The following is a 25,845-nucleotide window of genomic DNA, read 5'->3' as shown; positions in this document are numbered from 1 at the left end:
ATTTCAGTTAAAATACAATACATTTGCAAACTCAAATTAATTTTTGAGTTAGAATAAAAAAGGGGTCGACTGGTTTTGACAGCAAGTCGAATTGAAAAGTAAGCACGTGGAGAACTGGGACAATTCTCGTTAATAAAAGGTTCCAAAACACATACACGGCGAAGGAAACTACGCTCTTGCTGCATAATCTGAATTATAGTAAGATTAGCCTCGTCCTATTAGATAGGAAAGCAGGATTTACCTCGAAAGCTTTGGTTTATAGCGGTCGATAAAGGTGAATCGTAAATTTAAACCTAGATTTCCATAAGCTTCGGGTGGACTTCGAAATAAAGAAGATAAGTATTGAGTGGCTGTTTCTGGCCCGGCTCAATATCGAAAATCTAATCAGGAAATAAACGTGTAGAAAGCCTTTTAGTTGCTTGTTTGGACGGGAGTTCGATTCTCCCCGACTCCACAAAAAGCCTTGTAAATCTTTGATTTGCAAGGCTTTTTTTTTATAAATCAGTACTGGTTACAAATGAGAGCTAGAATCAGATTTGTTCTTTTAGTTAACTGTCAATGAGTACAGATTAAAAATCTGCGCTATCGTAATTGTATTGTTAGTTCTTGGTAGAAAAGTAAGAGATTGAAATTTGAATTCGTAACTTTGAGTAAATCAAAAAAACTAATGAAAAAACTAACGAATAAATCACCTTATTTTGAACTAAGCGGTAGCTCTTATTTTCGTGTAGTTCATCAATTTTTAGACTTTACTCTTTTAGCGACCAAATATCTATCTGTAAATTTTGGTTTTTCAAGATTTATGGAGCTTGTGGAATCCTTTAGGTTGTTCTTATTATCTCGAAGAAAAATTGTTTCGGTGTTCTTGTTCTTAGCCGTTTTGTTTATTGCTACTTCCTCGTTCGCTGCTTCTTCGGCAGCTGTTTTCATAATTACAACTTTCACTTTTAGTTGGACTCTTTTTCTGTCTTCATCTAAAAAATAAACCCCCAACATCGTTGAAATGTAAATAAATTAGCGAAACCACAAAAAGCGCCTTTTAAACTTCTAAGAGTTTATCGTACTTCACAACTTGCCTCATGAACAATCGGAAAATTACAGGAATTAGCAATAAAACAAAGTTCGTTTGCTTTTTTATGTAAACTTATCGCTTCTGCTACTTTATCTTTTTGTGTTATAATCACTTTTGGATACAAGCGAACTTCAATAAAGCGTCCGCTGCCGTTATCTAAAACTTCAAGCGTTGCCTCCGCATTATCAGTGTATGAAAGCACTTCGATTCCGTTTTGGGCACATACATACAAATACGACATCATGTGACAGGAAACCAAGCTACTTAATAACAAGTCTTCCGGATTATACAATGTTGGATCTCCTTTAAAAGCTTTGGCAGCTGAAATATTCAAAATCGGCTTCCCTTCAATGATAACGGTATGGCTTTTACTGTAAATTTTAGAAGTTGAAACCCCCTCCTCTTTGGTGGAAAACCAATTCAATTTTGCTTTAAATAAATGTTTGAAACCCATTGTTTTCTTTTTATTCCAAAAGTAATCAAAACAACGATTGCTTACTTATACTATTTGATTACTGACTTAACTTAGATTTAAAATACTGTCAAGGTATGCTTTTGACGAACAAAATGTAAAACAACCTGCCATTTGATAAGTAAACTATTCTTTATGTTCAATATCAAAATAATACAATAAACTTGGTAGCACTATTAAAAGTAAAGGCATCGCTATTAAAAACCCTCCTATTACCGCTATTGCTAAAGGTTGATGTAACTCTGAACCCGTACCTATACCAATCGCTAAAGGCAATAAGGCAATAATTGCACCTAAAGCGGTCATTAATTTTGGTCGCAAACGGGTTGAAATTGCATATACTAGAGATTGCTTTTTATTATTCGAACTAAGAAAAGTTTCTTTAAATTGTAAATAGGTAAAAATGGCATTTTCACTAATAATTCCAACAATCATAATCAATCCGGTATAGCTACCTACATTTAATGGTGTATTTGTCAAAAACAATAATAAATAACTGCCAGCAATACCCAGAACTGAAATAAACAGCAGGATGAAAGCCACTTTTAGATTTCGAAATAGAAATAACAAAACACCAAAAACTAATAAACACGAAGCCATTAAAATAAGTAATAATTCTTGAAATGATTGCTGTTGGTCTTTGTAAGCTCCAGCATAATCAATATAATAACCACTCGGAAGAGTAACTTTGCTTGATACTTCTTTTTTAATATTTTGCATCACGGTACCTAAATCTTTATTGTCTAACCTTCCGGTAACGACGCACATCATCTGTAAATTTTCTCGCTCTATTTCAGCAATTCCTTTTGAAATCGAAATAGTAACGAGGTTAGTTATTGGGATTGATTTTCCATTTGGTAAAAAAATAAAAATCTTTCTAATTTCTTCTAAATTTCTATTTTGAGTATTGGGGTAAATCATCCGTATTGGTACTGCTTTATCTAACTCTAAAATAGAACCGATCACATTCCCTTCCAGTAACGTTTGCAATTGAAATTGCAAATTAGCCGGACTAATGCCATATTGGGATAATTGATTGTAATTTGGCGTAATACTTATCGATGGCCCAGCATAAACAATTCCATCAAATACATCAGCGGTACCTTCTGTTTTTTCGACTATATGAGCTACTTGCTTTGCGATTTTTTGCAATTCTTGTTGATTGTTTCCAAAAACTTTTACCTCAATAGGAGAAACAGAACTCATTAAATCGCCTAACATATCACCAATCACTTGACCAAAATCGATTCGGAGTGCAGGCTGTGAAGTTTCTACTTTTAATCTAATTTCGTCAATAACATCATTACTAGTTTTAGATCGGTCTTTCTTAAGCTGAATTAAATAATCACCTCTATTGGGTTCAGTTATAAAAAAGCCCATTTGCGTCCCTGTCCTTCTACTATATGCTTCTACTTCTGGAATAGTATGTATTATTTTCTCTACTTCAATTAACATTCGATCCGTTTCTTCTAATGAAGTTCCTGGCGGCGATTCATAATCTAAAACGATACTTCCTTCATCCATCTCTGGTAAAAAACCAGTTTCTAATCGGGGCAAAATTAAAATTATTGAAATAATCAAAAGTGCACAAAAAGAAAAACTCAATAACGGTTTTTCAATAAAATAGGCTACCCAATTTTGGCTTTTAACTTCGTGATGCTCCGTTGTTGATTTTGCTTCAGAAGGATTGCTGCCTTTTTTAGTAAGCAACAAATAAACAACTGGTAATAGGATCCAAGTCACAAAAAACGAACAGATTAATGTAATAATCATCGTATCCGTTAGCACTTTAAAATACGCGCCTGCAACACCACTCATTAATGCAAAAGGAAGAAAAATAACAATCGTACATAATGACGAACCTACCATTGCTGGAAAGAGATAGTGAATTGCTTTTTGCAATAATGCGGTCGTTGGTTCATCAGGATGCTCCTCATGTGTTCTATGGATTTGCTCCACAACCACTATCGCGTCATCAATAATAAGACCTAAAGCAGCAGCGATTGCACCCAGCGTCATTATGTTAAAGGTTTGTCCCGTAAAATATAAGACTAGCAAAGTAGCACAAAGTGTTACCGGAATTACAATTAAAATAGTAGCACTTGCTTTAACCGATTTTAAAAATAAAATAGCCACAATGATTGCTAAAAACAATCCAATTAATAAGCTGTCTGTAACACTTTTTACGGCATCGCCCACAAAACTGGATTGTTCATAATAGGGTTTGATTTTTATATCCTTTGGAATTATTTTTTGCAGTTCTTTCAACTTCTCATCCATATCGGTTGACATGGTAATCAAATTGGCACCAGGTTGCTTTATGATCGCAATTAAGACACTTTCTTTTCCGTTAGCATTTACCTTAATATATTCTTTAGCTTCTTCAATGGCTACCGTTGCTATATCTTTTAACGTTATTATCCCTTTCCCGTTGTTTATAACTACTAGATTCTCTAAATCTGATTTAGTAGTGATCTGAGCATCCGTTAAGGTCAAATATAAAAAGCGATTGTCTGACAAATACCCATTGGAAGTAATAAAATTGGTTTGGCTTAAAACCTGAGAAACGGCCTCTGGAGTGATTCCATAAGCAACCATTTTACTCTGATTGAGTTCAATCCAGTATTCTTTTTCTTTTCCACCTATCACTCTAACTTCGCTTACTCCATCTACTTGTGAAAGAAAAGGCTTTATCGTAAAGTTCGCTATTTTTTTTAATTCAATAGGCGATCTATTTGTGCTTTCCAGTGCGTATCCTATAACGGGGAGAATAGATGGATTCATCTTTTCTACTGTTATTTGAATACCTGCCGGCAAATCAGTTCTAATCTGATTAATTCGGGATTCGATTTGTTGTTTGCTTACATCTAAATCAGCATTCCAATCTACGAAAGCCGAAATTTCACAACTTCCTCTACTGGTCGTGCTTCGAACCGTTTTTAGATTTGGAATTTTCTTGATTGCATTTTCTAATGGTTTAGTCACGGTAACCATCATTTTATCTACCGGTTGCTGCCCTGCATCTGCAATGACTTTTATTTTAGGAAAAGTAATTTCTGGAAATAAACTGGTTTGCATTTTAGAGTATGCAAAAATACCTCCCAATAATACCAAGAAAATTAAAGTGCTTAAACCGCTTTTATGTTTTACAAAAAAATTATTCATTATTTGGCACTTTTTATAATTTTCACTTTGATGGTGTCGCCTACTCCATAGTTTCCAGAAGTGACTATTCTATCTGTTCCTTTAAATTTTGGGGAAATTATTTCTGTTCTTTCTTGGTTTTTTAAACCTATTTGAACCGGAACTTTAATCGCCGTAGAATCATTTTTAAGCAACATAATCCAATACTCCGTTTCTATTTCATTACTTAAAATAGCGGTCTTTGGCAACGTAATTATATTCGATTTATTCGATTTTGGAATGCGTACAGACACGATCAAATTTTCCGGTAAAACGTCATTTGAATTCATTTTTAAAAATACACTTTGCATTTGCGAAGTGGCATCCACAGCAGGAATAAATTGCTTCACTGTAGATGAAATAGATGTTCCATCGGGTAAGTACATCGATAGTTGTTGATTTATCGAAATGTGTTTTTTTAATTCGAAAGGAACATTAATTACCACTCCATAATTATTAGAATCATTAATAATGGCCAATACATCACCTTCTTGAACATAGTTGCCGTTTTCTACATTAACCGCAGTAATAAACCCAGTTGAACTTGATGGAATTGAAACTGCACTACCAAAATTTAATTTAGGATCTAATTTATTTACATCATTTCCCAGTGCAATTGCTTCTTTTGTTTTTATCGAAAATAAACGCTTTCCTTTTGCAACTTTGTCATTCGTTTTTGCATTAACTGCTGTTATATACCCCGTAATGATTGATTTTATAGGTGTTTTTACGATATAAGAAACCGTTCCCGAAACTTCTTCATAATCATCAATTCCTGTCGTGTCAATAGTTGTTACTGTTACTGGAATAATAGTTTCTGTTTCTGTAATTGCCGCTTCTTGTTTTTTACAAGACTGTAAAAGCATTAAAAATAATACAGTTATAAAGGGTATCGTTATCTTATTTTTCATTTGTATTCCAATAATTAAGTTCATTAATTAACAGTAAGCGCTCTGTATTGTTTTGAGCAATCGCATTTGTAATTGACAGTGAATTCCCCAATGCAATAACAAAATCTGGAATAATTGCGTTTCCAGTGACCAATAATTTATTAAAAGCGTCTAGTAGGGTTTTGTTAATTTTCAATTGAGTTTGCAGCTGATCATTAATCATTTCGTTCTGACTTAATTTTAACACAAGCTGTTCTTGCTGTTGTTTAAACTGTCTTCCAAATTGCTTTTTATAGGCCGCATTGGTTTCTAAAGCCAATTTGTTTTTAGTGATTTGTAGTTTTCTTTGATTTCCGTCATAGATAGGAATCGAAAGGTTGACACCAACACTGTTCCCAAAATTCTTATAATATTGACCTACTAAAGTCGAATTGTAACCGGCATCTGCTAACAATAGTAACGATGGTTTATAATTATTAGCAATATTTTGTTTTTGGTTCTGAATGCTCAAACTATCAATTTCAAATTGCTGATTGTAAATAGAATGCTCTGAATTGATGAGTTGCTTCAATTGAATTTGGGGTTCGATTAATACAATGGTCGATTTTTCATTCGTTCCAGATAAATAATTTAGTATTCCTAAATCATTTTCAAATTGATATTTCATCTGAAGCAGGAGCAACTCTTGCTGTTTTACTGTGGATAAAAACAGCAAATAATCAGTTTGTTTGTAAATGGATTTCTGAGTAAACTTTTTAAGAATTTCTAATTCGGAATTCAATAAACCAAACTGCTTTTGAAGATTCAAAAATTGATTGTTATCAGAAAACGCAACGATATATTGCAAACGAATCGCTTTAGCAATATCATTTTTTGTGATTTTCTTATTAACATCCACTTTATCTTTTAATAAAGTGATGGCACCAAGCTGATTGTTTTTTTGGCTTTTGCCAAATATCTTTTGCGAAAAGCTCACTAAACCACTAAGATTTTGCCCATTACTAATCGCAGTATCATACCCATAATTATTAATTACTGGCGCATAATTAGCAAATAGATTTGCATTTAATTGTGGTTTTAAATTGGCTTTATACAATAAGCTATCTATTGACAAAGAACTGGATTGATTGTTTAAATCGTCTAGCAAAGCCGTATTCAAAAGGGCTTTTTCGATAAAAAAATTCACCTCTCTTTTTTGTGAAAAAGAAGCAAATGAAATAAGTGTCGTTATGAAGAGTAAAAAAATTCGCATGGGATAAAGATAAAAAATTAGAACACCTTTATTTAAAAGATGTTCTAATAATAAACACCGTTAATTATTTCTGATTATTAGTCTTTATTCAGTTTTAAGAATTTCCCTGAAGCATCAAAAATCAAATCACATATTTTTCCATCAATTTTAACCTCCGCTTCATAAGTAACTACATTTTTGTTATCTGTAATTTTAGCTGTTTCTTTGATTTTTTTATTAGGATAAGTCGTTGAAAAATAAGTTAATGCTTTTGCAGGCATTTCAGTTTCTGTGATTTCAATTTCTGTGGCAAGTTTATGACCTAATTTATCATAGTTTGCAGAAGCGTCCTTTCCGTTCATTTTAAACTCTGCTTCAAAACCGTCCTTTTCAATATCCCAATCTACTTTTGTATTTGGATACTCTTTCTGAAAAGCTTCTTTAACTACTTTAGGTACTTCTTTCTTGTCTTTAGACTGTGCACAACCTATAGAAGTTATCGCTATAGCGGCAAATAAAATTACATTTTTCATGATTGCTGTTTTTAAATTATTAAACAAATATCTAACATGAATCTATTTCAAATCTATTTTTAAAATTGGTTGAAAGAAAATAAATGTTTGTTGATTCTAATTTAATCTTTCTACTACAATCAAAAGACGAAATTTTATAGTTGTGATTCGTTTTATTTCAACACGTCTAACTGATCAATAATTTGAATAAAAATATCTTGCCAATAATTTGGGTTATAAGAAAGTGAGGAATCACCAAATCGAATAATTTGAATATTCTTTTCCGGATAGAGGTACAAGTATTGACCGTATAGTCCAACAGCATAGAAACTATTGTATTTTAAAGGCCCTATTCCCCAATTATTATTATAATAATGTCTGTTATTATTAGACGGATCTGAATGTGTTGACTGCTCTACCCACTCTTTTGAAACAATTTGATTTCCTTCCCAATTGCCTCTATTGAGATACAATCTACCAAATTTGGCAAAATCAACTGTCCTTGCCTGTAGGCAACAAAAAGCTTTTTCCATACCATTCTCATCATCCCTGTCTAAACTCCAATAGGCGGCTGCTTCCATGCCTAATGGCTTCCAGATTTTAGTCTCTAAGTAATTAGAAACGGGCTTATTTGTTACTCTTTCAATAATTAAGGCTAATAACTGGGTGTTTGCACTGCTATAATGAAATTCTATATTAGGTGCAGTTTTAATAGTTAATGCTGTTATTTCTTTTCTTAAATCATGTCCCCAATAAAATTCTGCATTATCTGAAACAATATTAAATTCCTGATCTGAAAATTTTATTCCTGAAGTATGTTGAAGTAGATTTTTTATTGTAATCTTCTCAAATCCTGGGTTATTTTTAAATTCAGGTAAATAATCAGTAATAGGGTCATTTATACTTTTAATTTTCCCTTCTTCAACGGCTATTCCTATTAATGTGGACACCATTGGCTTGACCATAGAAAACGAAGAGACTAAGGAAGTGTCCCTATATTTACCATTATATTTTTCATACAAAATAGTATCGTTCCGGATGATCATAAACGAAATTGTATTGTGGAGTTTTACGAAGGTATCGAGAGCAACATTCGTTGGATTTAATGACTTATTAGTTAAACCAATCAATTGCCCTAACTTATAATCTTTATCGGGTTTTATAAAATTAAAAACTGGCGATTGATTGTCAATTTTTCTTTGAGGAAAATGTGAAAAGTCATTCTGACCTGGTAATGCACCAAACCGCATAGTGTTATAAACATCACAAGATGAAATCGCTAACATAATTATTCCTAAGAGTAAAAAAATTATTTTGCTTTTCATCACTTTATTGGGTGTTTTTAAATTAGTAAACAAACAACTACAATGAATCTATTTCAAATCTATCTTTTAAACTGACTTAAAGAAAAAACATGTTCATTGTCTTCGTATTTATATAAAACTGTAATCGAATTTGCTTCTGCTATTTCTTTCACTATCGCTAACCCTAAACCAATAGAATTTACATTAGAAGATTTTTTTTCAAAACGCTCAAAAATACTAACCTCATCTAAAGGTTCTAATGAACCTGTATTGCTTATAAGTAATGCTTGGTCTTTTATCGAAATCGTAATTTGTCCGTTCTTAACATTATGTCTTATAGCATTTTGAATTAAATTATTAATTAAAATAAAACACAATTCTGAATTAATTGTAAAATACAACTCCTCAGTCGGTTCACAAACAAACTGTAGTTTTTTATCCAAAATAAAATCTTCATTTATGGCTTTTATTTTTTCAATTAAAGGAAGTAGTGCTACCGTATCTGTTTTTTCGTATTGTTGGTTTTCTATTTTAGAAAGCAATAACAATGATTTATTTATTCTACTCAAACGACTTGTTGCCTCTTCAATAGAAACTAACAACTTCATCGTCTCTTCATTCAACGAGTTTTCTTGAAGTAGTAAATCTATTTTACCCGTAATTATGGCTAATGGAGTTTGAAATTCATGCGAAGCATTTTCTGCAAATTTTTTCTGGTTTTTATAATCACTAATCATTTTTGAAGTCATGTGATTTATAGAAGAATTTAGTTCGCTGAATTCTGTAATTTCATTTGATTCTAATTTTTTATAGTCCGTTGTATTCACACTAAAATCCTTAATATAATCTAAGGTGTTCTTAAATGGTGTCCAAATGAGCTTGGAAATTTTACTATTTATATACGCTGTAACTAAGAAAAGCAAAAGCAATAAAATAATAAAAACAACAGAGACTACTTCCATTAATTCATCATATTCTATGGTACTCTTCCAAACTTTAATCTGATAATTTTTCCCCTTTACAATAGAATTTTGCTCTATCATTTTACTAGAAATATATTCTTTTTCAATCTCAGAATACATTAAAGTATCCTTTATCGTTTGTGGAATTATCCTGTCTTTTTCAATTTCCTTTATATAAACCTCATTATTGACTTCAAATACATTTAAAACAGTTGTATTTCCTTTTGCGATGTAATTTTCAATTACTTTAACTCTCGTTAACAAAATAGATTCATTGCTTTCTCCAATTTCATTTAGAAGAAAAAAATAGATAAAAATGGCAGAAAATAAAATTACCGGAATGGTATAAAGAATATAATATCGGCTCGTTTTTGTTAGTAGCTTCATAGTTCAGTTTTAAAAGTGTAGCCTATGCCATATATGGACTGAATGTAGTCATTACAATGGGCTGCAAGCAGTTTCTTTCTAAGATTTTTTACGTGATTATAGATGAAATCAAAATTATCAAATTGATCCGCACTATCTCCCCACAAGTGTTCCACCAATGCGTTTTTTTGAATAACTCTATTTTTATTGGCAATAAAATAAACTAATAAATCAAACTCTTTTGAAGTTAAGTTAATCGGACTGTTATTAATCAAGACTTTCCTTTCATCTGGGTATAAAGTGATTTCATTGATAACAATTACATCAACTCCATCAAAATTATTGCGTCTAATCAACGCTTTTATCCGTGCATTTAGTTCGGGTAAATGGAAGGGTTTTGGTAAGTAATCATCAGCTCCTAAATTCAACCCATCTATTTTATCATCGAATGAATTTTTGGCAGAAATAATAATAATTCCTGTTTTTGGTCTGCTGTTTTTAATGGTTTTTATTAAATCTAAACCATTGCCATTAGGCAAAGTAATATCTAATAAAACACAATCGTATTCATATACTTGTATTTTTTCGTAGGCACTATTAAAATCATTTGCTACCTCAACTATATTCTTTTCAAGCTCTAAGTATTGAGTGATACTTTTTTGCATTTCTATTTCATCTTCAACAACTAAGATTTTCATAAATTAAGTTTAAGTAAATAATTCGAAAGTAAAAGTAGCACGTAAATCTATTCTAAATCTATCGCCTTTCAAAAATACAGATTTACTACAGAATTCAAATTTATATTTGGGGATTAATTATTTACAATGAAAAACTTCTTATCGTAAACAATAAAAAATGTAACCGCCTTAATTAAAAAAAATGAATCCCAAATTCCTTTTATTAGCATTAATATGCTGTCAATCAATCTTTGCGCAGGAAATTAAAAATGATTCTATTATCACTAAAAAAATCTCTTATAAAGCATTAATTATTCCTACAGTGCTTATTGGTTATGGGGTAATTGGTATTGAGAGTGATGCAATTAAAAATTTAAATGTAGAAATTAAAGAAGAAGTTACTGAAAATATTGATCACAAAATAACGATCGACGATTTTACACAATACCTACCAGCAGCTTCAGTCTATGGCTTAAATGCAATGGGTATAAAAGGTAAAAGTAATTTTAAAGACAGAACTCTAATTTTGGCTACATCCTATCTCTTAGTTGCAGCTACAACGCTACCATTAAAAAACATCACTCACGTACAACGTCCAGATGGTTCCTCATTTAATTCCTTTCCGTCTGGTCATACAGCAACGGCGTTTGCAGGTGCCGAATTTCTTTGGCAAGAATATAAGGATGTTTCTATTTGGTACGGTATTTCAGGCTATATCGTAGCTACAGGTACTGGTTTCTTTAGGATGTATAATGATCGACATTGGTTAACTGATGTAGCAGCTGGTGCAGGAATCGGTATTTTATGTACTAAAACCGCCTATTGGTTGTATCCAAAAATGCAAAAAATGCTTTTCAAAAAAGAAACAAAAGCGGCTGTTATGGTTGCTCCATTTTATAATGGAAAGCAAACAGGAATTGGATTAGTTGGTAGATTTTAAAGTACTCCTAACAAGTTAATAATAGGTTGTCTAAAATTCTTTTCCCTTTTCTAATCTACGCTTATTTACAAACCACTTTTCAAATTATAAATTTGTAGTTTTGTCCTTCTACATCTCGATAATAAAGTGAAAAACAAACTACTCAACATACCTCCAATACCAGCCGTACTTTTTGCGATAATAAGTGTTCAGTCTGGTGCTGCAATTGCAAAAAGTCTTTTTCCTGCTATTGGTGCAGCTGGAACTGCCTCCCTGAGAATAGGTATTTCGGCTATCATACTCTTCGCAGTTTACAGACCAAACCTTTTCAAGATTACCCCAAAGCAATGGAAAGTTGTAATTCCCTATGGTTTGTGCCTCGGAGCTATGAATTTAATTTTTTACATGGCAATAGAGCGTATTCCCATTGGACTAGCGGTAACACTAGAATTTATAGGGCCGTTACTAGTAGCTGTTTTTGGCTCAAAACGTTTTATAGATTATTTGTGGGTACTTCTGGCAGCGGCAGGAATTGTTTTGATTGCTCCGTGGACAAATAACGGAATAAACGTATTAGGTGTCTTATTTGCTTTATTAGCAGGAGCCTTTTGGGCTTTTTATATTGTTTTGGGAGGGAAAGTATCGAAAATAATGAAAGATGGAGAGGCTGTTGCAACCGGAATGCTTTTTGCTTCGCTGTTGATTGTCCCTTTTGGAATAATGGGAAACGGATTCAGTAATCTCACACCAACATTTCTTTCTTTAGGAGTAGCGCTTGCTCTTTTGTCCAGTGCCATTCCTTTTACATTAGAAATGAAAGCACTGGGTCAACTTCCAGCACGTACATTTAGTATTTTAATGAGCCTAGAGCCGGCGGCAGCTTCTATTTGTGCGCTGATTTTCTTGCAAGAATACCTTGCTCTTAACGAGGTGGTAGCCGTTGTTTTTGTAGTAGTCGCTTCCGTTGGATCGACACTTACAGCCAAATCACAAACCTAATGTATATTTTATTTTTAAAGAAATTGGCATAAGCCAAAGCGCTATTCCAGCGGTTCTGTTCTTTAATTAATTAATTTTATTCCCTACTTCTCGGATTTCTCTTCGCAGTTCTCTAAACATGTCCTTTAAACTCTCTGCACTCAAATCATCTGGTGTAAACTCATTAGTAGCAATACTGCAGGCATACTGCCAAATTTCCAGAATCTCCGAAGCTTTAATTTCATAAGGTAAATAAATCGTATTGTCAGAATGCAGCATCAATGCGTTTTTCCCGTTTTTATTCAATCGTTTGTACACTATTCCCTGACTTTTGGTGATCACGATATAGGTTTTCCCGTCCATTACATCACCCAACCTTTCTACATATTGCCCTACGACAAAGGAACCTTTCTTATGTGGCGGCATGGAATCTCCATCTACAGGAAAGGCTCGGAATTTTCCGTTTCGTAAAAAAGGAAGCGAAATATGCTGTAAACTTTCTATAAATTCCGGATCGGCATAACCGCTAAGATATCCTGCCTGTGCTTTATGAGGAACAATTTCTATAATATTCTCCCCTTGCTGGTCAACGGTTATCGGCAATAATATCCTATTGTCTCCCAATTTTAACAAGTCTTCAATGGGTATTTTCTGCACGTCAACCGAGAGTAAAATATCAATACTGACATGGAAATAATACGATATCCTCTTCAAAATATCATACGGAGGTTCAGAACTGCCGTCTTCATATTTGACATACCTTCCTCTTGTTATTAAAAGATTTTGAGCTAGTTTTTCCTGAGAAATACCCTTTTTAATTCTTAGCTGTCTGATGTTGTCGGAAAATAAAGACATAGTTATTTTGTTATAATTTGTAACAGCAAATATACTTTATTTTGTTATAATCTGTACTAATTTTGTAGTTCAAATTTGCCGGAAAAAATTTTAGATGAAATGGATAAATGTATAATTTGAAAAACAAAATCAATATGGCAAGGTCAATAGTACACATGGATATGGACACTTTTTTTGTGTCCTGCGAAAGGTTAACCAACTCAAAACTAAATGGTTTGCCACTCATTATTGGCGGTGGTGACAGAGGCGTGGTCGCTTCTTGTTCCTATGAAGCCCGAACGTTTGGAGTTCGCTCTGCAATGCCCATAAAAATGGCACTGCGCCTTTGTCCGCAGGCAAAAGTAATGAAAGGTGATATGGAATTGTATTCTAAATTATCCCATGATATTACGCAAGTCATTGAAGAGAAAGCGCCTATTGTAGAAAAAGCAAGCATCGATGAATTTTACTTGGACATCACGGGAATGGATCGGTTTCATGGTTGTTACCAATGGACAAACGAACTCTCACAATCAATCACTAAAGAAACAGGATTGCCTTTAAGTTTTGCATTATCGGTTAACAAGACGGTTTCTAAAATTGGAACTGGCGAATCGAAACCAACAGGGAAATTAGAGATTCCAGAAACTATGGTGAAGTCTTTTTTGAATCCGTTGTCCATCCAAAAAATCCCCATGGTTGGCGACGTTACTTTTCAATTGCTTTCGCGCATTGGCATTCGAACCATTCAAACGCTATCAGAAATGCCTGCAGAGGTGCTGCAGCAAATGATTGGTAAAAACGGTATCGATATCTGGAAAAAAGCAAACGGTATTGACAACAATCCGGTGGAGCCTTATACAGAGAGAAAATCAATTTCGACAGAACACACCTTTGGTCAGGACACTATCGACATTCAAAAATTAAAATCAATACTGGTAGGCATGGTCGAAAAACTGGCTTTTCAGTTGCGTTCTGAGGAATGGCTGACCTCAACGGTCGTAATAAAAATACGCTATTCTAATTTTGATACCGAAACAAAACAATGCCGAATCCCATACACTTCGGCTGATCATACTTTGACAAGAAGTGTCACCGAATTGTTTGACAAGTTGTATCAGCGTCGGATGCGGTTGCGGTTAATTGGTATTCGCTTTAGCGGGTTGGTTCGCGGAACGTACCAAATCAATATGTTTGAAGATACGGAGGAAATGCTGTCGCTGTATCAGGCGATGGATCGAATGAAAAAACGCTATGGTTTTGATGCTGTAGCTCGTTGTGCCGGCGCCACTCTCAAAGTAAAAAATAAATAATGTACCTCAACTGCCACTCTTATCACAGCCTGCGTTATGGCACTATTCCCTTAACCGAATTAGTGCAACTGGCCGCCGCATACGGTGTACAATCCATGGCATTAACTGACATAAATACGGTTACCGGAATTTATGATTTCATCAAAGAATGTCAGGCTGTTGCTATAAAACCCATCGTCGGAATTGAATTTCGGTACAATAACAAACTACTTTACATTGGCTTAGCCAAAAATGCTCTAGGTCTTGCCGAAATGAACCGTTTTCTGACCCAGCATAATTTCGATAAAACGCCCCTACCCGCTCAAGCACCCCAATTTCATAATGTAAGTATTATATATCCGATCGAAAATGCTCCTGCTATTTTTAGAGATTTTGAATTTTTGGGTATGCGTCCAGAGCAGCTTCCGATGTTATTTCATAATCAATGGAAAAGCAAACTGGAGAAAATGGTGGTTTTGCAACCAGTGAATTTCAGAACAAAGAGAGAATTTAATCTGCATAAAATACTTCGGGCAATTGATACCAATGTCATTTTATCAAAACTTACCGAAGCCGATTATTGCAGGACATCAGAAACGATGATTCCATTAGAAGAACTGCTGGATAAATTTAGTGATTACCCTCAAATTATTGAAAACACCGAAAGCATCATTGCCGAATGTAATTTTGAATTCGAATTTAAAACACCCAAAAACAAAACCAATTATACAGAAAGTGGAGAAAACGATATCCAGCTACTGACAAGCCTTGCCAACCAAGGCTTAATAAAGAAATATGGCAACAATAATCTTCCAGCACGTGCCAGAGTAGAGAAAGAATTGAAAGTCATCCATGAGCTAAAGTTTAGCGGTTATTTTTTAATTACCTGGGATATTATTCGGTACAGCAACAGCATGGGATTCATGCATATTGGGCGAGGGAGCGGTGCCAACAGCATCGTGAGTTATTGCCTAGGTATTACAGACATTTGCCCGCTCGAATTGGACTTGTACTTTGAACGTTTTTTAAACCTGAACCGCAAAAGCCCGCCCGACTTTGATATTGACTGGAGTTGGAAAGAGCGGGATAGTATTCTCGAATACATTTTTAATCGGTACGGTCGAGATCATGTGGCTTTTTGTGGTACCAATGTAGAATTCAAATACCGTTCGATATTTCGGGAAGTGGGCAAAGTTTTTGGTTTACCCAAAGAGGAACTGGATACTTTGGCAAAAAACCCAATGCAGCTGCACGATACTAATTCGGTAGTTGCTTTGGTGCAAAAATACGGCATGCTACTCGAAAAATATCCCAATCAACGCAGCATGCATTCCTGCGGAGTATTAATTTCAGAAGAGCCAATTACAAATTACACCGTTTTAGAAATGCCCCCGAAAGGCTTTCCCATTGTTTTGTTTGACATGCACGTAGCCGAAGATATTGGCTTTGAAAAATTTGATATTCTAAGCCAGCGTGGCATTGGTCATATTGACGACACGGTGAAACTGGTTAAAAAAAACCGCGGAATTGAAGTCAATATCCGAGATACGGCATTGTCAAAAAATGAAGCAAAGTGCAATGAATTTTTAAGTACTGGAAAAACCATTGGCTGTTTTTATATCGAAAGTCCCGCGATGCGTGGCTTATTGCGAAGACTCAAATGTGAAGATTATAAAATATTGGTCGCTGCATCCTCCATCATTCGCCCTGGTGTGGCGCAAAGTGGTATGATGAAAGAGTACATTTTTAGACACAACCATCCCGATCAATTTGAATATTTTCATGAAACATTCAAAGAACATCTAGGAGAAACCTATGGCGTTATGGTGTATCAGGAAGATGTAATCAAAATCGCACTGCACTTTGCAGGAGTTCCCGCCTCTGATGGAGATATTCTACGTCGGGCGATGAGTGGCAAAGGACGCTCCATGGCAGCATTGCAAAAAGTAAAAGATAATTTCTTTGCGTGCTGTGCTCAAAAAGGACATCCTTTAGCGCTCAGTCAGGAAATATACCGACAGATAGAGTCTTTTGCGGGTTACTCTTTTTGCAAGGCACACTCGGCTTCTTATGCGGTCGAAAGTTATCAAAGTCTGTACTTGAAAGTGTATTATCCTGTAGAATTTATGGTGGCTGTAATCAACAACCAAGGCGGTTTTTATAGGACGGAAGTCTATGTGCATGAGGCTAAAATGTCTGGCGGTATCATCAATACTCCCTGTGTGAATAAAAGCGAGTATGAAGCTACCGTTTATGGCGTTGACGTTTATCTGGGTTTGATGCAACTCGAAGGCCTCGAATCTAAAACAGCACATCGCATCATTGCAGAGCGCAATACGAACGGGAAATACCAATCACTCGAAGATTTTATCAATCGCATTCCGATAGGTATAGAGGGGATCCAAATATTGATTTTCATTGGTGCCTTCCGCTTTACAACTAAGACAAAAAATCAATTGCTCGTCATCGCCAGATTGATTCTGGTGAATTTCAAACCAGAGAATCGGAATTTAATGCTACTTCAGGAACCGGTCAAAGAATACACGCTTCCGGTATTAGAACGTTCTCCTTTTGAAGATGCCTTCGACGAAATAGAACTACTCAGTTTTCCAGTCTCCTGCTCCCCATTCGATTTGTTGCAGACAAAATACCGCGGTGATGTATTGGCCAAAGATTTATTGCAACATCATAAGAGAACCGTGAAAATGCTGGCGTATCTTATTTCGAGGAAACACGTGCCTACCAAAAGAGGTACTATGTATTTTGGAACCTGGATTGATGCCGAAGGAGAATTCTTTGACACAGCCCATTTTGCTGATAGTTTACAGAAATATCCTTTTCAGGGCGGAGGTTGTTATTTGTTATTAGGAACTGTCGAAGTCGATTACCACTTCCCTACTATTACCATCACCAAAATGGCAAAAATGCCGTTCATACCTGACCCGCGTTATTCTAATTCCACAGACCGACAATACAAAGCGCATCAACAAATTAAAGAAGATGTGAGTATGACCCATCGAGCGCCTTATCCACAGGAAATTAATCTACCAAGGCATAAGATGAATTCCAATTGATTATTTTTCGAGTAAAAAACGTTCTTTCTGTTATTTTGGAACCACAATTTTTGCTTTGAAACCTTTATTAATTTGAGAATCGAAAGTAAGTATTCCGTTGACTGCCTGAATACGGTTTTCTGCATTTTGTAAACCATTTTTCAAAACTAGTTTTTCCGAGAAGCCTACCCCATTATCTGAATAGTCTATTTTTAGATTTTTTTGATCGCAATCAAAACCAATGATCACAAAGCTTGCTTGGCTGTATTTTTTCATATTGACCATGAGTTCTTGCAATACTCTTTGTACCGCGATCTTTTTCTCGGTTTTTACTTTCGACCAATCTATTGGATTTCCGTTTTTAATAATGACTTCGGTACTGCGGCTTTTATAGCTACTTAGCATTTGCTTTAAATTCTGGTCAAAACTCTCTCCCGTTTCTATATTACTATTCTCCCTAGAGAAATTTCGCGTCCTAACATATATTTTATCAAGGTTATCTATCAGCGTTTCCTTTTTTACAGGATTCTGTAAATCTTGAGTTTCGGCAAAAGTCATTGCATAAAAAACATCATTGGCCAGTTCATCATGGAGTTGTTTAGAAATACGAGTTTCCGTATTATAACTAGCTTCTAAGCGTTCTTGTCGGTTTTTATTTCTATAATAATTAATCAAATACCCTATAGTTCCAAGTAAAAGAAGGGATCCAAAAACTAAGAGATACTTCTGGCTCTTTTGTGTTTCTAGTTGGAGTAAGGTTTCTGCTCTTTGTCCTTTGTATTTTATATTTTCTAAAGTTGTCTTTCTCGAATCATATTTAATTTTAGCAAACTGATTTTTGGCTTTACTACGTACTGTTTTAATACTATCGTTAAGATTTATGAACAATGTGGCATAGCTGTTCACTCCTTTTTCCAGATTATAAGACATTAAGAGTTCCAACGCCTCTAGTCGTTCATCAATACTTTGATGTTTTGTGGCTACTTTATAAGCCAGTAATGCATTTTCCTTCGATTTTTGATAGTCTCTATTTTTATAAAAATCGGCCAAATGCAAATAGCTTTCAATACTCCTATAGGAATCGTTAATTTTAGTTCTGATTTCTAGACCCTCATTCATTAACCTCAACCCCTCTAGAATCTGATTGTCTTTATAATAAGCAAACCCCAAATTGTCAATAATTATGGCCCTTTTATTGGGTAACGTATCTAAAATATTTGATTTTAAAATTGGCTTTAAAATAGCAATAGCCTTTCTGTACTCTTTTTCTTTTATATAAACAGTAGCGATATTATTGAACGCTGTCACTTTATATACAGAATCGTTTGTTGCTTTTAAAATTGTAGCATAATAGCGAACGGCGTCATCATAATTTTTTACTTCTTTTGCTGCAATTCCGAATAAATTATTTGCAGCCATTTGATATTGCAAATCATTCTTTATGTATGGCAAAGCCTCCATCAAGGTTTCTTCACTACTATAATAATCGCCATAGGTCTGCTGAATATGTGCCATTCCAAGTAGATTATAGGCAATGTAAGGGCTGTTCCCATCACTTACAAATAATTCTTTTGACTTGTTATAATAATAGAAAGCACTATCGACTTTATTATCCCTATAAAACAAATCGCCTAGTTCAGAGTATTTTTTGGCTTGGATGCTACGTTTACTTTTATTGTTTTTAGTACTAGCAGAAACTGTTTTAGTATCTTTTTGACAAGAGGTAATTAAAAACAAAAGCAACAAAATATAAATCGGGGGACGCAACATATAAAATTAGTTTCCCCGAAATTAGTATTAAATAGTAAATTAAAGCTCCTTATTTTGGATTTTTTGAAGGTGTTATGGTAATTATGTTATCCACACACTTCTTATTCCAACGTCAAAGACAGCTAATGCAAAGCACATCAGCAAATTGAAGAAGGTGTGAGCACGACTCATCGAAACACTATCGCATAGGAAGTCAATCTGCCAAGGCATAAGATGTCTAAGACTTTTTTATGATGAAGTTTGTACCGCGGAATTTGTACTTAGTCTAAATGATAAAATTTTGAAATCAAAAATTTCAAAACAAAATAAAGCACGCTTACAACCACTACAAAAGAAATTAGGAAGCTAATCAGATTCACAACAATATTAGGAATAAACTTCAGTCTGGGATGCGAAAAGTAAGGCTCACGATGAAGTCTCTCGTGGAAATTTTCTTTTACTATTTTTATTTTTTTCTTGATAACAACCTATTTTTACGCGCTACACTCACCACTATAAATTGAAAAAACAATTACATCGTTGCAGCTGAATTACTAATTTTAGCCCCCTTTTTGACACTACTAAATTAAACAATTAATTCAATATAAAGTAATTACAAAACGGAAAGAACACGGTGTTTAGCTCTCCGTTTTATCATTTAATCGAATTCTCTGTTGTTTTAGGCTGTTACCTCTTTGGACAATGGAACTTGAGCCATCGCTCTTTCGGCAATTGCTGTGATTGATAACGAAGGATTTACTCCTGGATTTGCTGATATCATAGCGCCGTCAATGACAAACATATTTTCATACCCAAAAACTTTGTTGTTTTTGTCTATTACTCCTTTTGAAGGGTCTTTTCCCATAACTGCCCCACCTAAAACATGAGCCGTCGATGGTATACCGGCAACGGCTTCTAAAACAAAAGAAGTTGCTTTTCCATTAACTATCTTGCTGTATTTATCCGTCAAGTCTCTCGACTCCGGAATATCAGCAGTTGGTTTTACTCCTGAGCTCATATTGGAAGACATTCCTCCAAAAAAGTTGTTCTTAAATTTCAATGTACTGTCTATGGATTGCATGAATAACAAAACGGTAGTACTTTTTGACCAGCTGTTCCTAAAATAAATTTTGAAGTAACTCGAAGGATATTTTAGCAGTTGTTGTACCATATTTACAAAACGAGCTCCTGCATTTTTTCCGTGAGAAATAGGCAAATGAAGTAATTTCCAGAAACCGGATCCCTCAGCATAGCGCACAATTTCTAAATGACTGTTATCATCTGTATGCAATAAACTTCCTATCGCCACTCCTTTTGATAAATTTTTATCTTTATCCAAAGTAGAAACGCTAATCAGGGTTTCATTGTTTGTCCTGATATCGTCTCCTAATTTATCTGACAATAACGGAAGCGATTTCATTTTAAGTTTAAGCAAGAGTTTTACGGTTCCCAATACCCCGCCTGAAAAAATCACCCCTTTTGAAGTGAATTCCTTTTTCTTCTTGAAAAATTGAGTGCTGGACTTAACAGAAATTTTAAATCCTGTTGCTCCCTCCTTACCGTCTATAGGTTTTACATCATAAACTTCATTTTCAGCTAGAATTGTAGAACCTAAATTTTGAGCTAAATAAAGATAATTTTTGTCTAACGTATTTTTTGCATTATGCCTGCAACCCGTCATGCATCCTCCGCAAAAAGTACATCCTGCTCTATCTGGACCTCTACCATCAAAATAGGGGTCTTTTACTTTTTGTCCTTCCTTCCCAAAGAAAACAGCCACATCAGGATGCTCAAATTGATCTTCGCGTCCCAACTCTTTTGCTAATTCTTTTAAAGCAATATCACCATCAAACAATTTTGGATTTTTAGAAGCGCCCAACATTCTAAGCGCTTGTTGATAGAAAGGTTTGAGTTCCGTTTCCCAATCCTCGAGTTCACTCCAGCTTCCTGATTTATAAAAATTAGTTTTAGGAATGGGTAAGGTATTGGCGTAGACCAAAGAACCACCACCAACTCCTGTTCCTGAAATAATTACGACATGCCTGAAAATACTCATTTTCATGATACCAAAGAAACGCAAATACGGCATCCAAAGCCATTTCCTTAGATTCCAATTAGTCTTGGCAAAATCATTCGCCTTGTACCATTTCCCTTTTTCTATTACTAGTACTTTATATCCTTTCTCTGAAAGTCGTAAAGCACTTACTGAACCGCCAAACCCGCTACCTATAATTATATAATCAAAATCGTATTGCATACTTTTAAGTTGTCTTTTAAACGGTTTTCTTTATTTCTAATTTTTGTCAGGTCTTTATGTAAATTCCTCAACAGATTTTAACTTGAACTTTCAAGCCTGTATTATCTTATTTATTTCAACATAACTGCTTACTATAAAGCCTACTAAACTGAAATAAAAATACTAGCTGGCCCTAAAAATAGGCCTTTTCGTATAATAAAAAAACTTATATTTATAAAATGGTAAATAAATTATTTCTTTTGCTGTTTTTAATATCTCCCTTGCTAAGTAATTCACAAGAATATGTGGATCTACTGAACCTAAGCTATTCTAAAACAGGAGATACTTCTTTCGAAAATAGTTCTGAACACACCACTATTTCGATTTTTGACTCTAAAGTAACTTTACCTATTGTTTTAAATGAAAAAACAGCCCTTATCACTGGATTTGATTTCAACATTAAAAAACTACAATTACTTCCTTACTCTAATTTCAGCAAATTATACTACACTCGCCTTAAACTAGGTTTTTCTACTCAGCATTCTGATCGCTGGACCGGAACTTATATCTTACTTCCCATACTAGCTTCTGATTATAAAAATATAGGCGCAGATGATATTTATATGGGAGGAATTGCGGTATGGACGTATAAAAAGCGTAAAAATTTTAATTATAAATTTGGAATATATACTGGTAATGAAGCCTTTGGTTTTTACATTACTCCTTTACTGGGTATTTACTACCTCAACCCTGATTCTCGTTTTGAAATTAGCGCTTTACTACCGGGGTTTTTTGACATGAATTTTGGTGTTTCCAGTAAAACGAGACTGGGAATCGACTATAAAGGAAACTCTGAAACTTTCAAAATTCACAACGATAATCCCCTAACTTATTCAGAAAATAACTCCCTCGAGCTTTCGTCCTACGTTCAAAATAATTCATTTGACAAAAACCTTCTTCTACGTTTAAAAATTGGATATTCTACAAACAGTTATGATGTATATGCCGTTAATGATAAAATTGATCTATCAATTACTCCTTTTAAGTTTGGGAACAACAGAACTAAATTAAATTCTGAATTAGACTATAGTGCTTTTTTAAAGGTCGAAGCGAGATATCGGTTCCCTATTTCCAGGAAATAAAATTGTCATTGAATAAAAAATTATCGAAAATTTTGTTCCTTAAAAAAAATCTTCATTTAAAATTCATTTAAGGAATGTAATTTTGACTTAATAATAAGGCTTTAGATAAAATGAAAACAAATAATCAAATTTCATGTAAAATATTCTAGAAATATTTATATTAGAAGACTTGGTAATGAAGGTTATAGACAAAATTTTCATAATCAGAATTTTAATCGAAATGCAAATAGAAACTAAGGAAGCGCTTTTAACAGAAGTCGATCGATGTCACATCGAACCAGTAACAGTGCTAGAAGGAGTCATCAATGAATTTGAAAAAAAAATAGTTTAAATTTAGTAAATAGTTATTGTTAGTTCGAAAGTCAGTGAAGCAATTTACTGACTTTTTTTTTTAGTTAAGCGCTTTTTTCTGTATTCAGTATTACTTAAAACGATGTCCAAAAATGGTTATATTTGATTTGATTCTCAAAAAAAAAAATCATGAAATGAGATTCATGAATATAAAATACAAAATTAGAGTTAACATGAAAATTAACTACATGTAATTTTTCACGTTATCTGACTTAGATGATTTAAAGCAAAACAACTAATAATTACAAAATGAACTTACTTATAGTTGAAGACAATAAAGAATTGGCAATCGAATTAAAAGAATTCCTTACTAGTTCAGGCTATATATGCAAAATTTCAAATACTTGCGAAGACGCACTTGATGAGGCTAATAGTAACAATTATGACATCATGCTGTTGGATTTAGGTTTGCCAGACGGCAGTGGTTTTGATGTTCTAAAATCTATTAGAAAAAATCAATCTAAAATGGCTGTTATTGTAATTACAGCGCGTGGAGAACTAGACGATAAAATAAATGGATTACAACTTGGAGCCGATGATTACTTGACAAAACCGTTTGCTCTTACTGAATTGCAGGCCCGGTTGTTTGCCATAGTTAGGCGGTTAGGTGGGTTTGCGCAAAACGAACTCGAATTGTATGATTTCAAATTGCACTTGCAAGATTACAAATTGAGTTACAAAGAAATCCCTATAAAATTAACAAAAAAGGAATTTGATATTTTTCAGTATTTAATATTAAATAAAAATAGGGTAATTACGCGTATGCAACTTATTGAACATGTTTGGGGTGACATTCTCGAACTAAGTTCTGATAGTAATTTCATTGATGTTCATGTTAGAAATCTTCGAAAAAAATTAGACAAACACAGCTCGATAGAATGGTTTGAAACGGTTAGAAATGTTGGTTACAGAATAAATATTTAAAAGATTAACAGCCAAAACATGAAATTAAAACATAGACTTTCATTATTCAATATTGTTACTAAATTATTCTTGATAATTATTTTATGGTTTGTGTTACCCTTTATCGTACAAATAGTTATTTACAACAACGCTGATGATGAATTACTAGAAAAGAAAGAAAAGTTTGTTCATAATCTCGATTCTAAAGAAATTAAAGATTTTTTACTGGCTAATGATTCTACAAAAGTGTATGATAGTTTTACCATTTTACATAAAGAATTTATGCAATTAGAAATTTCTCCTAATCAAAAAAAAGCAAGCAAAGATCTATTTTACAATGACATACGAAAAATCGAGAATCAAGAGTCTGAATATCGAATTTTACAACATCATTTTAGATATAACACTACTACCTATCAAATTGAGATAGGAACAAATATTAAAGCTATCGATGATATAATAGCCTTACTTCACTATATAATTATAATCATTTTTTTAGTAGTTACCTTTTTTACATTCATCATAGATCTATTTTACGTTTCTTACCTATTAAAACCATTTCGTGAAATTGTGACAACGAAGATTGCTTTAATCAACGAACCCGAAAAATTTAATCATGTCGAAATACATAGTAAAACTTCTGAATTTAAGGATTTAGATGATGCCTTAAATAATATGATGAGTAGGATTACACAAGCATTTATAAAGGAAAAACAATTCATAGGAAATGTTTCACATGAGCTACTTACCCCTATTGCTATTTTAAAAAATCGATTTGAAAACTTAATTCAAAATCAGTCTTTAGATGATACTGCTATTGATAAAATTTCTGATTCGTTAAATACGCTGGACGCAATGAAAAAAGTAATAAATAATTTACTTTTAATTTCAAGGATAGATAACAAGCAATTTCAAACCAATGACGACATTAGTATTAATTTAATTGTTAGTGAATTAATTGATAATCTAGAAGATAGAATTCAAGAAAGAGAGCTTATGGTCATTAAAAACATCAGTAATAACTTTAAGTTCAAAGGCAATAAAACACTTGTTCAAATCATGCTTGCTAACTTAATGACAAATGCAATTAAATACAATAAGCCTACGGGAACGATTACTATAACGGATAAATTTAGTGACAGTCATTATACCTTGATTATTTCAGATACTGGAATAGGAATAAACGAAGAGCAACTCACTCAAATCTTTAATCGTTTTACGCGTATAAATTTTGAACAAGAAGGCCACGGTATAGGGCTTGCAATTGTAGACAGTATAGCAAGATTAAATCAGATTGAAATTCAAGTAGAATCAGAAATTAATAAGGGAACTTGTTTCAAAGTGATATTCCCCATCCATAAAAAGTTAATAATTAGTTAAAGGGCTTACCATAGTCAAATCTTCATTTCTTCTTCATTTAAGCATTATACATTTGACCTATAAATAAAAACATTTATATCAATATCACCTATTAAATCTTAGAAATTATGAAAAAAGTAATGATGTTAGCAATGTTAGTTTTAGGAACTACAGCTATGGTAAATGCTCAAACAACTCCTGTAAAAGCAACTTCTGTAAAAGAAGTGAAAATGGGAAAACAAAAAAAATCACATAGAAAAGAAGTTAAAGAAGAAGCAAAAAAAGTAGAACTTAATAAAAAATAGAAAGTTATAAGCTGTTTGTTTTTTTTATAAAAGCTATTCAAATATAAATTTGAAT

The 25,845-nt window shown here is 33.6% G+C and carries 21 protein-coding genes and 1 other RNA gene; 11 read left to right on the top strand and 11 right to left on the bottom strand.

Annotated features, from left to right (window positions below; translation table 11 throughout):
- The first annotated feature begins 61 nt into the window (after positions 1-61).
- Together ssrA and AAC069_RS10290 are read left to right on the top strand one after the other, a co-directional pair.
- Positions 62-457: a transfer-messenger RNA gene (ssrA, locus tag AAC069_RS10295) on the top strand.
- A 210-nt stretch (positions 458-667) separates the two neighbouring features.
- Complete coding sequence (locus AAC069_RS10290; protein WP_339920381.1) at positions 668-985, top strand: hypothetical protein; 318 nt, start codon at positions 668-670, stop codon at positions 983-985.
- A gap of 70 nt (positions 986-1,055) precedes the next feature.
- On the opposite strand, the gene AAC069_RS10285 is transcribed toward AAC069_RS10290, so the two are convergent.
- The 8 genes from AAC069_RS10285 to AAC069_RS10250 all read right to left on the bottom strand — a co-directional run bounded on the left by AAC069_RS10285 (position 1,056) and on the right by AAC069_RS10250 (position 10,690).
- Complete coding sequence (locus AAC069_RS10285; protein WP_339920380.1) at positions 1,056-1,526, bottom strand: OsmC family protein; 471 nt, start codon at positions 1,524-1,526, stop codon at positions 1,056-1,058.
- 144 nt (positions 1,527-1,670) lie between these two features.
- Entirely contained in the window at positions 1,671-4,709 is a 3,039-nt protein-coding gene (locus AAC069_RS10280; protein WP_339920379.1) for an efflux RND transporter permease subunit, read from the bottom strand.
- Positions 4,709-5,638: a biotin/lipoyl-binding protein gene (locus tag AAC069_RS10275; RefSeq protein ID WP_339920378.1), complete on the bottom strand. Its 930-nt coding sequence runs from the start codon at positions 5,636-5,638 to the stop codon at positions 4,709-4,711. Before AAC069_RS10275 ends, AAC069_RS10280 begins: the two co-directional genes overlap by 1 nt.
- Positions 5,628-6,869 carry a TolC family protein gene (locus tag AAC069_RS10270; RefSeq protein WP_339920377.1) on the bottom strand — a complete coding sequence of 414 codons (1,242 nt, stop codon included), beginning with the start codon at positions 6,867-6,869 and terminating at the stop codon, positions 5,628-5,630. Before AAC069_RS10270 ends, AAC069_RS10275 begins: the two co-directional genes overlap by 11 nt.
- A 77-nt stretch (positions 6,870-6,946) precedes the next feature.
- The gene (locus AAC069_RS10265; RefSeq protein WP_339920376.1) at positions 6,947-7,381 is read right to left on the bottom strand and encodes a PepSY-like domain-containing protein; all 435 of its coding nucleotides are present in this window, start codon (positions 7,379-7,381) and stop codon (positions 6,947-6,949) included.
- Between the two features lie 152 nt (positions 7,382-7,533).
- Positions 7,534-8,685, bottom strand: coding sequence for a serine hydrolase (locus AAC069_RS10260; protein WP_339920375.1), 1,152 nt, complete (start codon positions 8,683-8,685; stop codon positions 7,534-7,536).
- 59 nt (positions 8,686-8,744) lie between these two features.
- A complete protein-coding gene (locus AAC069_RS10255; RefSeq protein ID WP_339920374.1) occupies positions 8,745-10,013 on the bottom strand; it encodes a HAMP domain-containing sensor histidine kinase in 1,269 nt (422 codons plus the stop codon).
- Positions 10,010-10,690, bottom strand: a complete 681-nt coding sequence (locus AAC069_RS10250; RefSeq protein WP_339920373.1) for a response regulator transcription factor — start codon at positions 10,688-10,690, stop codon at positions 10,010-10,012. Before AAC069_RS10250 ends, AAC069_RS10255 begins: the two co-directional genes overlap by 4 nt.
- A gap of 181 nt (positions 10,691-10,871) precedes the next feature.
- On the opposite strand from AAC069_RS10250, the gene AAC069_RS10245 reads away from it, so the two are divergent.
- Both AAC069_RS10245 and AAC069_RS10240 read left to right on the top strand, forming a co-directional pair.
- Positions 10,872-11,609, top strand: coding sequence for a phosphatase PAP2 family protein (locus tag AAC069_RS10245; RefSeq protein ID WP_339920372.1), 738 nt, complete (start codon positions 10,872-10,874; stop codon positions 11,607-11,609).
- 126 nt (positions 11,610-11,735) lie between these two features.
- Complete coding sequence (locus AAC069_RS10240) at positions 11,736-12,587, top strand: DMT family transporter (protein ID WP_339920371.1); 852 nt, start codon at positions 11,736-11,738, stop codon at positions 12,585-12,587.
- A gap of 66 nt (positions 12,588-12,653) precedes the next feature.
- Here the strand turns inward: AAC069_RS10240 and AAC069_RS10235 are convergent, their stop codons facing one another.
- Positions 12,654-13,421: a LexA family transcriptional regulator gene (locus tag AAC069_RS10235; protein WP_339920370.1), complete on the bottom strand. Its 768-nt coding sequence runs from the start codon at positions 13,419-13,421 to the stop codon at positions 12,654-12,656.
- Positions 13,422-13,555: 134 nt separating this feature from the next.
- Between AAC069_RS10235 and dinB the strand changes: the two genes are divergently transcribed.
- Entirely contained in the window at positions 13,556-14,713 is a 1,158-nt protein-coding gene (gene dinB, locus AAC069_RS10230; protein WP_091087106.1) for a DNA polymerase IV, read from the top strand.
- Positions 14,713-17,766: a DNA polymerase III subunit alpha gene (dnaE, locus tag AAC069_RS10225; RefSeq protein WP_339920369.1), complete on the top strand. Its 3,054-nt coding sequence runs from the start codon at positions 14,713-14,715 to the stop codon at positions 17,764-17,766. Before dinB ends, dnaE begins: the two co-directional genes overlap by 1 nt.
- Positions 17,767-17,796: 30 nt before the next feature.
- On the opposite strand, the gene AAC069_RS10220 is transcribed toward dnaE, so the two are convergent.
- Both AAC069_RS10220 and AAC069_RS10215 read right to left on the bottom strand, forming a co-directional pair.
- Positions 17,797-19,482: a hypothetical protein gene (locus AAC069_RS10220; protein ID WP_339920368.1), complete on the bottom strand. Its 1,686-nt coding sequence runs from the start codon at positions 19,480-19,482 to the stop codon at positions 17,797-17,799.
- A gap of 691 nt (positions 19,483-20,173) precedes the next feature.
- Positions 20,174-21,751, bottom strand: a complete 1,578-nt coding sequence (locus AAC069_RS10215; RefSeq protein WP_339920367.1) for a GMC family oxidoreductase — start codon at positions 21,749-21,751, stop codon at positions 20,174-20,176.
- A gap of 218 nt (positions 21,752-21,969) precedes the next feature.
- Here AAC069_RS10215 and AAC069_RS10210 point away from each other — a divergent pair, with 218 nt between their 5' ends.
- The 5 genes from AAC069_RS10210 to AAC069_RS10190 all read left to right on the top strand — a co-directional run bounded on the left by AAC069_RS10210 (position 21,970) and on the right by AAC069_RS10190 (position 25,790).
- Positions 21,970-22,872: a DUF6268 family outer membrane beta-barrel protein gene (locus tag AAC069_RS10210; protein WP_339920366.1), complete on the top strand. Its 903-nt coding sequence runs from the start codon at positions 21,970-21,972 to the stop codon at positions 22,870-22,872.
- Positions 22,873-23,047: 175 nt separating this feature from the next.
- On the top strand, positions 23,048-23,203 hold the full coding sequence (locus tag AAC069_RS10205) for a hypothetical protein (RefSeq protein ID WP_339920365.1): 156 nt from the start codon (positions 23,048-23,050) through the stop codon (positions 23,201-23,203).
- Between the two features lie 269 nt (positions 23,204-23,472).
- Positions 23,473-24,147, top strand: coding sequence for a response regulator transcription factor (locus AAC069_RS10200; RefSeq protein ID WP_339920364.1), 675 nt, complete (start codon positions 23,473-23,475; stop codon positions 24,145-24,147).
- An 18-nt stretch (positions 24,148-24,165) separates the two neighbouring features.
- A complete protein-coding gene (locus AAC069_RS10195; RefSeq protein WP_339920363.1) occupies positions 24,166-25,506 on the top strand; it encodes a HAMP domain-containing sensor histidine kinase in 1,341 nt (446 codons plus the stop codon).
- Positions 25,507-25,613: 107 nt separating this feature from the next.
- A complete protein-coding gene (locus AAC069_RS10190) occupies positions 25,614-25,790 on the top strand; it encodes a hypothetical protein (RefSeq protein ID WP_339920362.1) in 177 nt (58 codons plus the stop codon).
- The last annotated feature ends 55 nt before the right edge of the window (positions 25,791-25,845 follow it).

Source organism: uncultured Flavobacterium sp. (assembly GCF_963974175.1).
Classification (GTDB): Bacteria; Bacteroidota; Bacteroidia; order Flavobacteriales; family Flavobacteriaceae; genus Flavobacterium.
This window is presented reverse-complemented; position numbering and strand designations above follow the sequence as displayed.

Excerpts from the sequence above, each read along its gene's own strand:
- AAC069_RS10205 (WP_339920365.1), top strand. The coding sequence starts at position 23,048 with ATGAAGGTTATAGACAAAATTTTCATAATCAGAATTTTAATCGAAATG.
- AAC069_RS10265 (WP_339920376.1), bottom strand. The coding sequence starts at position 7,381 with ATGAAAAATGTAATTTTATTTGCCGCTATAGCGATAACTTCTATAGGT.
- AAC069_RS10280 (WP_339920379.1), bottom strand. The coding sequence starts at position 4,709 with ATGAATAATTTTTTTGTAAAACATAAAAGCGGTTTAAGCACTTTAATT.
- AAC069_RS10245 (WP_339920372.1), top strand. The coding sequence starts at position 10,872 with ATGAATCCCAAATTCCTTTTATTAGCATTAATATGCTGTCAATCAATC.
- AAC069_RS10215 (WP_339920367.1), bottom strand. The coding sequence starts at position 21,751 with ATGCAATACGATTTTGATTATATAATTATAGGTAGCGGGTTTGGCGGT.
- dinB (WP_091087106.1), top strand. The coding sequence starts at position 13,556 with ATGGCAAGGTCAATAGTACACATGGATATGGACACTTTTTTTGTGTCC.
- AAC069_RS10210 (WP_339920366.1), top strand. The coding sequence starts at position 21,970 with ATGGTAAATAAATTATTTCTTTTGCTGTTTTTAATATCTCCCTTGCTA.
- AAC069_RS10260 (WP_339920375.1), bottom strand. The coding sequence starts at position 8,685 with ATGAAAAGCAAAATAATTTTTTTACTCTTAGGAATAATTATGTTAGCG.
- AAC069_RS10275 (WP_339920378.1), bottom strand. The coding sequence starts at position 5,638 with ATGAAAAATAAGATAACGATACCCTTTATAACTGTATTATTTTTAATG.
- AAC069_RS10290 (WP_339920381.1), top strand. The coding sequence starts at position 668 with ATGAAAAAACTAACGAATAAATCACCTTATTTTGAACTAAGCGGTAGC.
- dnaE (WP_339920369.1), top strand. The coding sequence starts at position 14,713 with ATGTACCTCAACTGCCACTCTTATCACAGCCTGCGTTATGGCACTATT.
- AAC069_RS10190 (WP_339920362.1), top strand. The coding sequence starts at position 25,614 with ATGAAAAAAGTAATGATGTTAGCAATGTTAGTTTTAGGAACTACAGCT.
- AAC069_RS10285 (WP_339920380.1), bottom strand. The coding sequence starts at position 1,526 with ATGGGTTTCAAACATTTATTTAAAGCAAAATTGAATTGGTTTTCCACC.
- AAC069_RS10250 (WP_339920373.1), bottom strand. The coding sequence starts at position 10,690 with ATGAAAATCTTAGTTGTTGAAGATGAAATAGAAATGCAAAAAAGTATC.
- AAC069_RS10200 (WP_339920364.1), top strand. The coding sequence starts at position 23,473 with ATGAACTTACTTATAGTTGAAGACAATAAAGAATTGGCAATCGAATTA.
- AAC069_RS10235 (WP_339920370.1), bottom strand. The coding sequence starts at position 13,421 with ATGTCTTTATTTTCCGACAACATCAGACAGCTAAGAATTAAAAAGGGT.
- AAC069_RS10255 (WP_339920374.1), bottom strand. The coding sequence starts at position 10,013 with ATGAAGCTACTAACAAAAACGAGCCGATATTATATTCTTTATACCATT.
- AAC069_RS10270 (WP_339920377.1), bottom strand. The coding sequence starts at position 6,869 with ATGCGAATTTTTTTACTCTTCATAACGACACTTATTTCATTTGCTTCT.
- AAC069_RS10195 (WP_339920363.1), top strand. The coding sequence starts at position 24,166 with ATGAAATTAAAACATAGACTTTCATTATTCAATATTGTTACTAAATTA.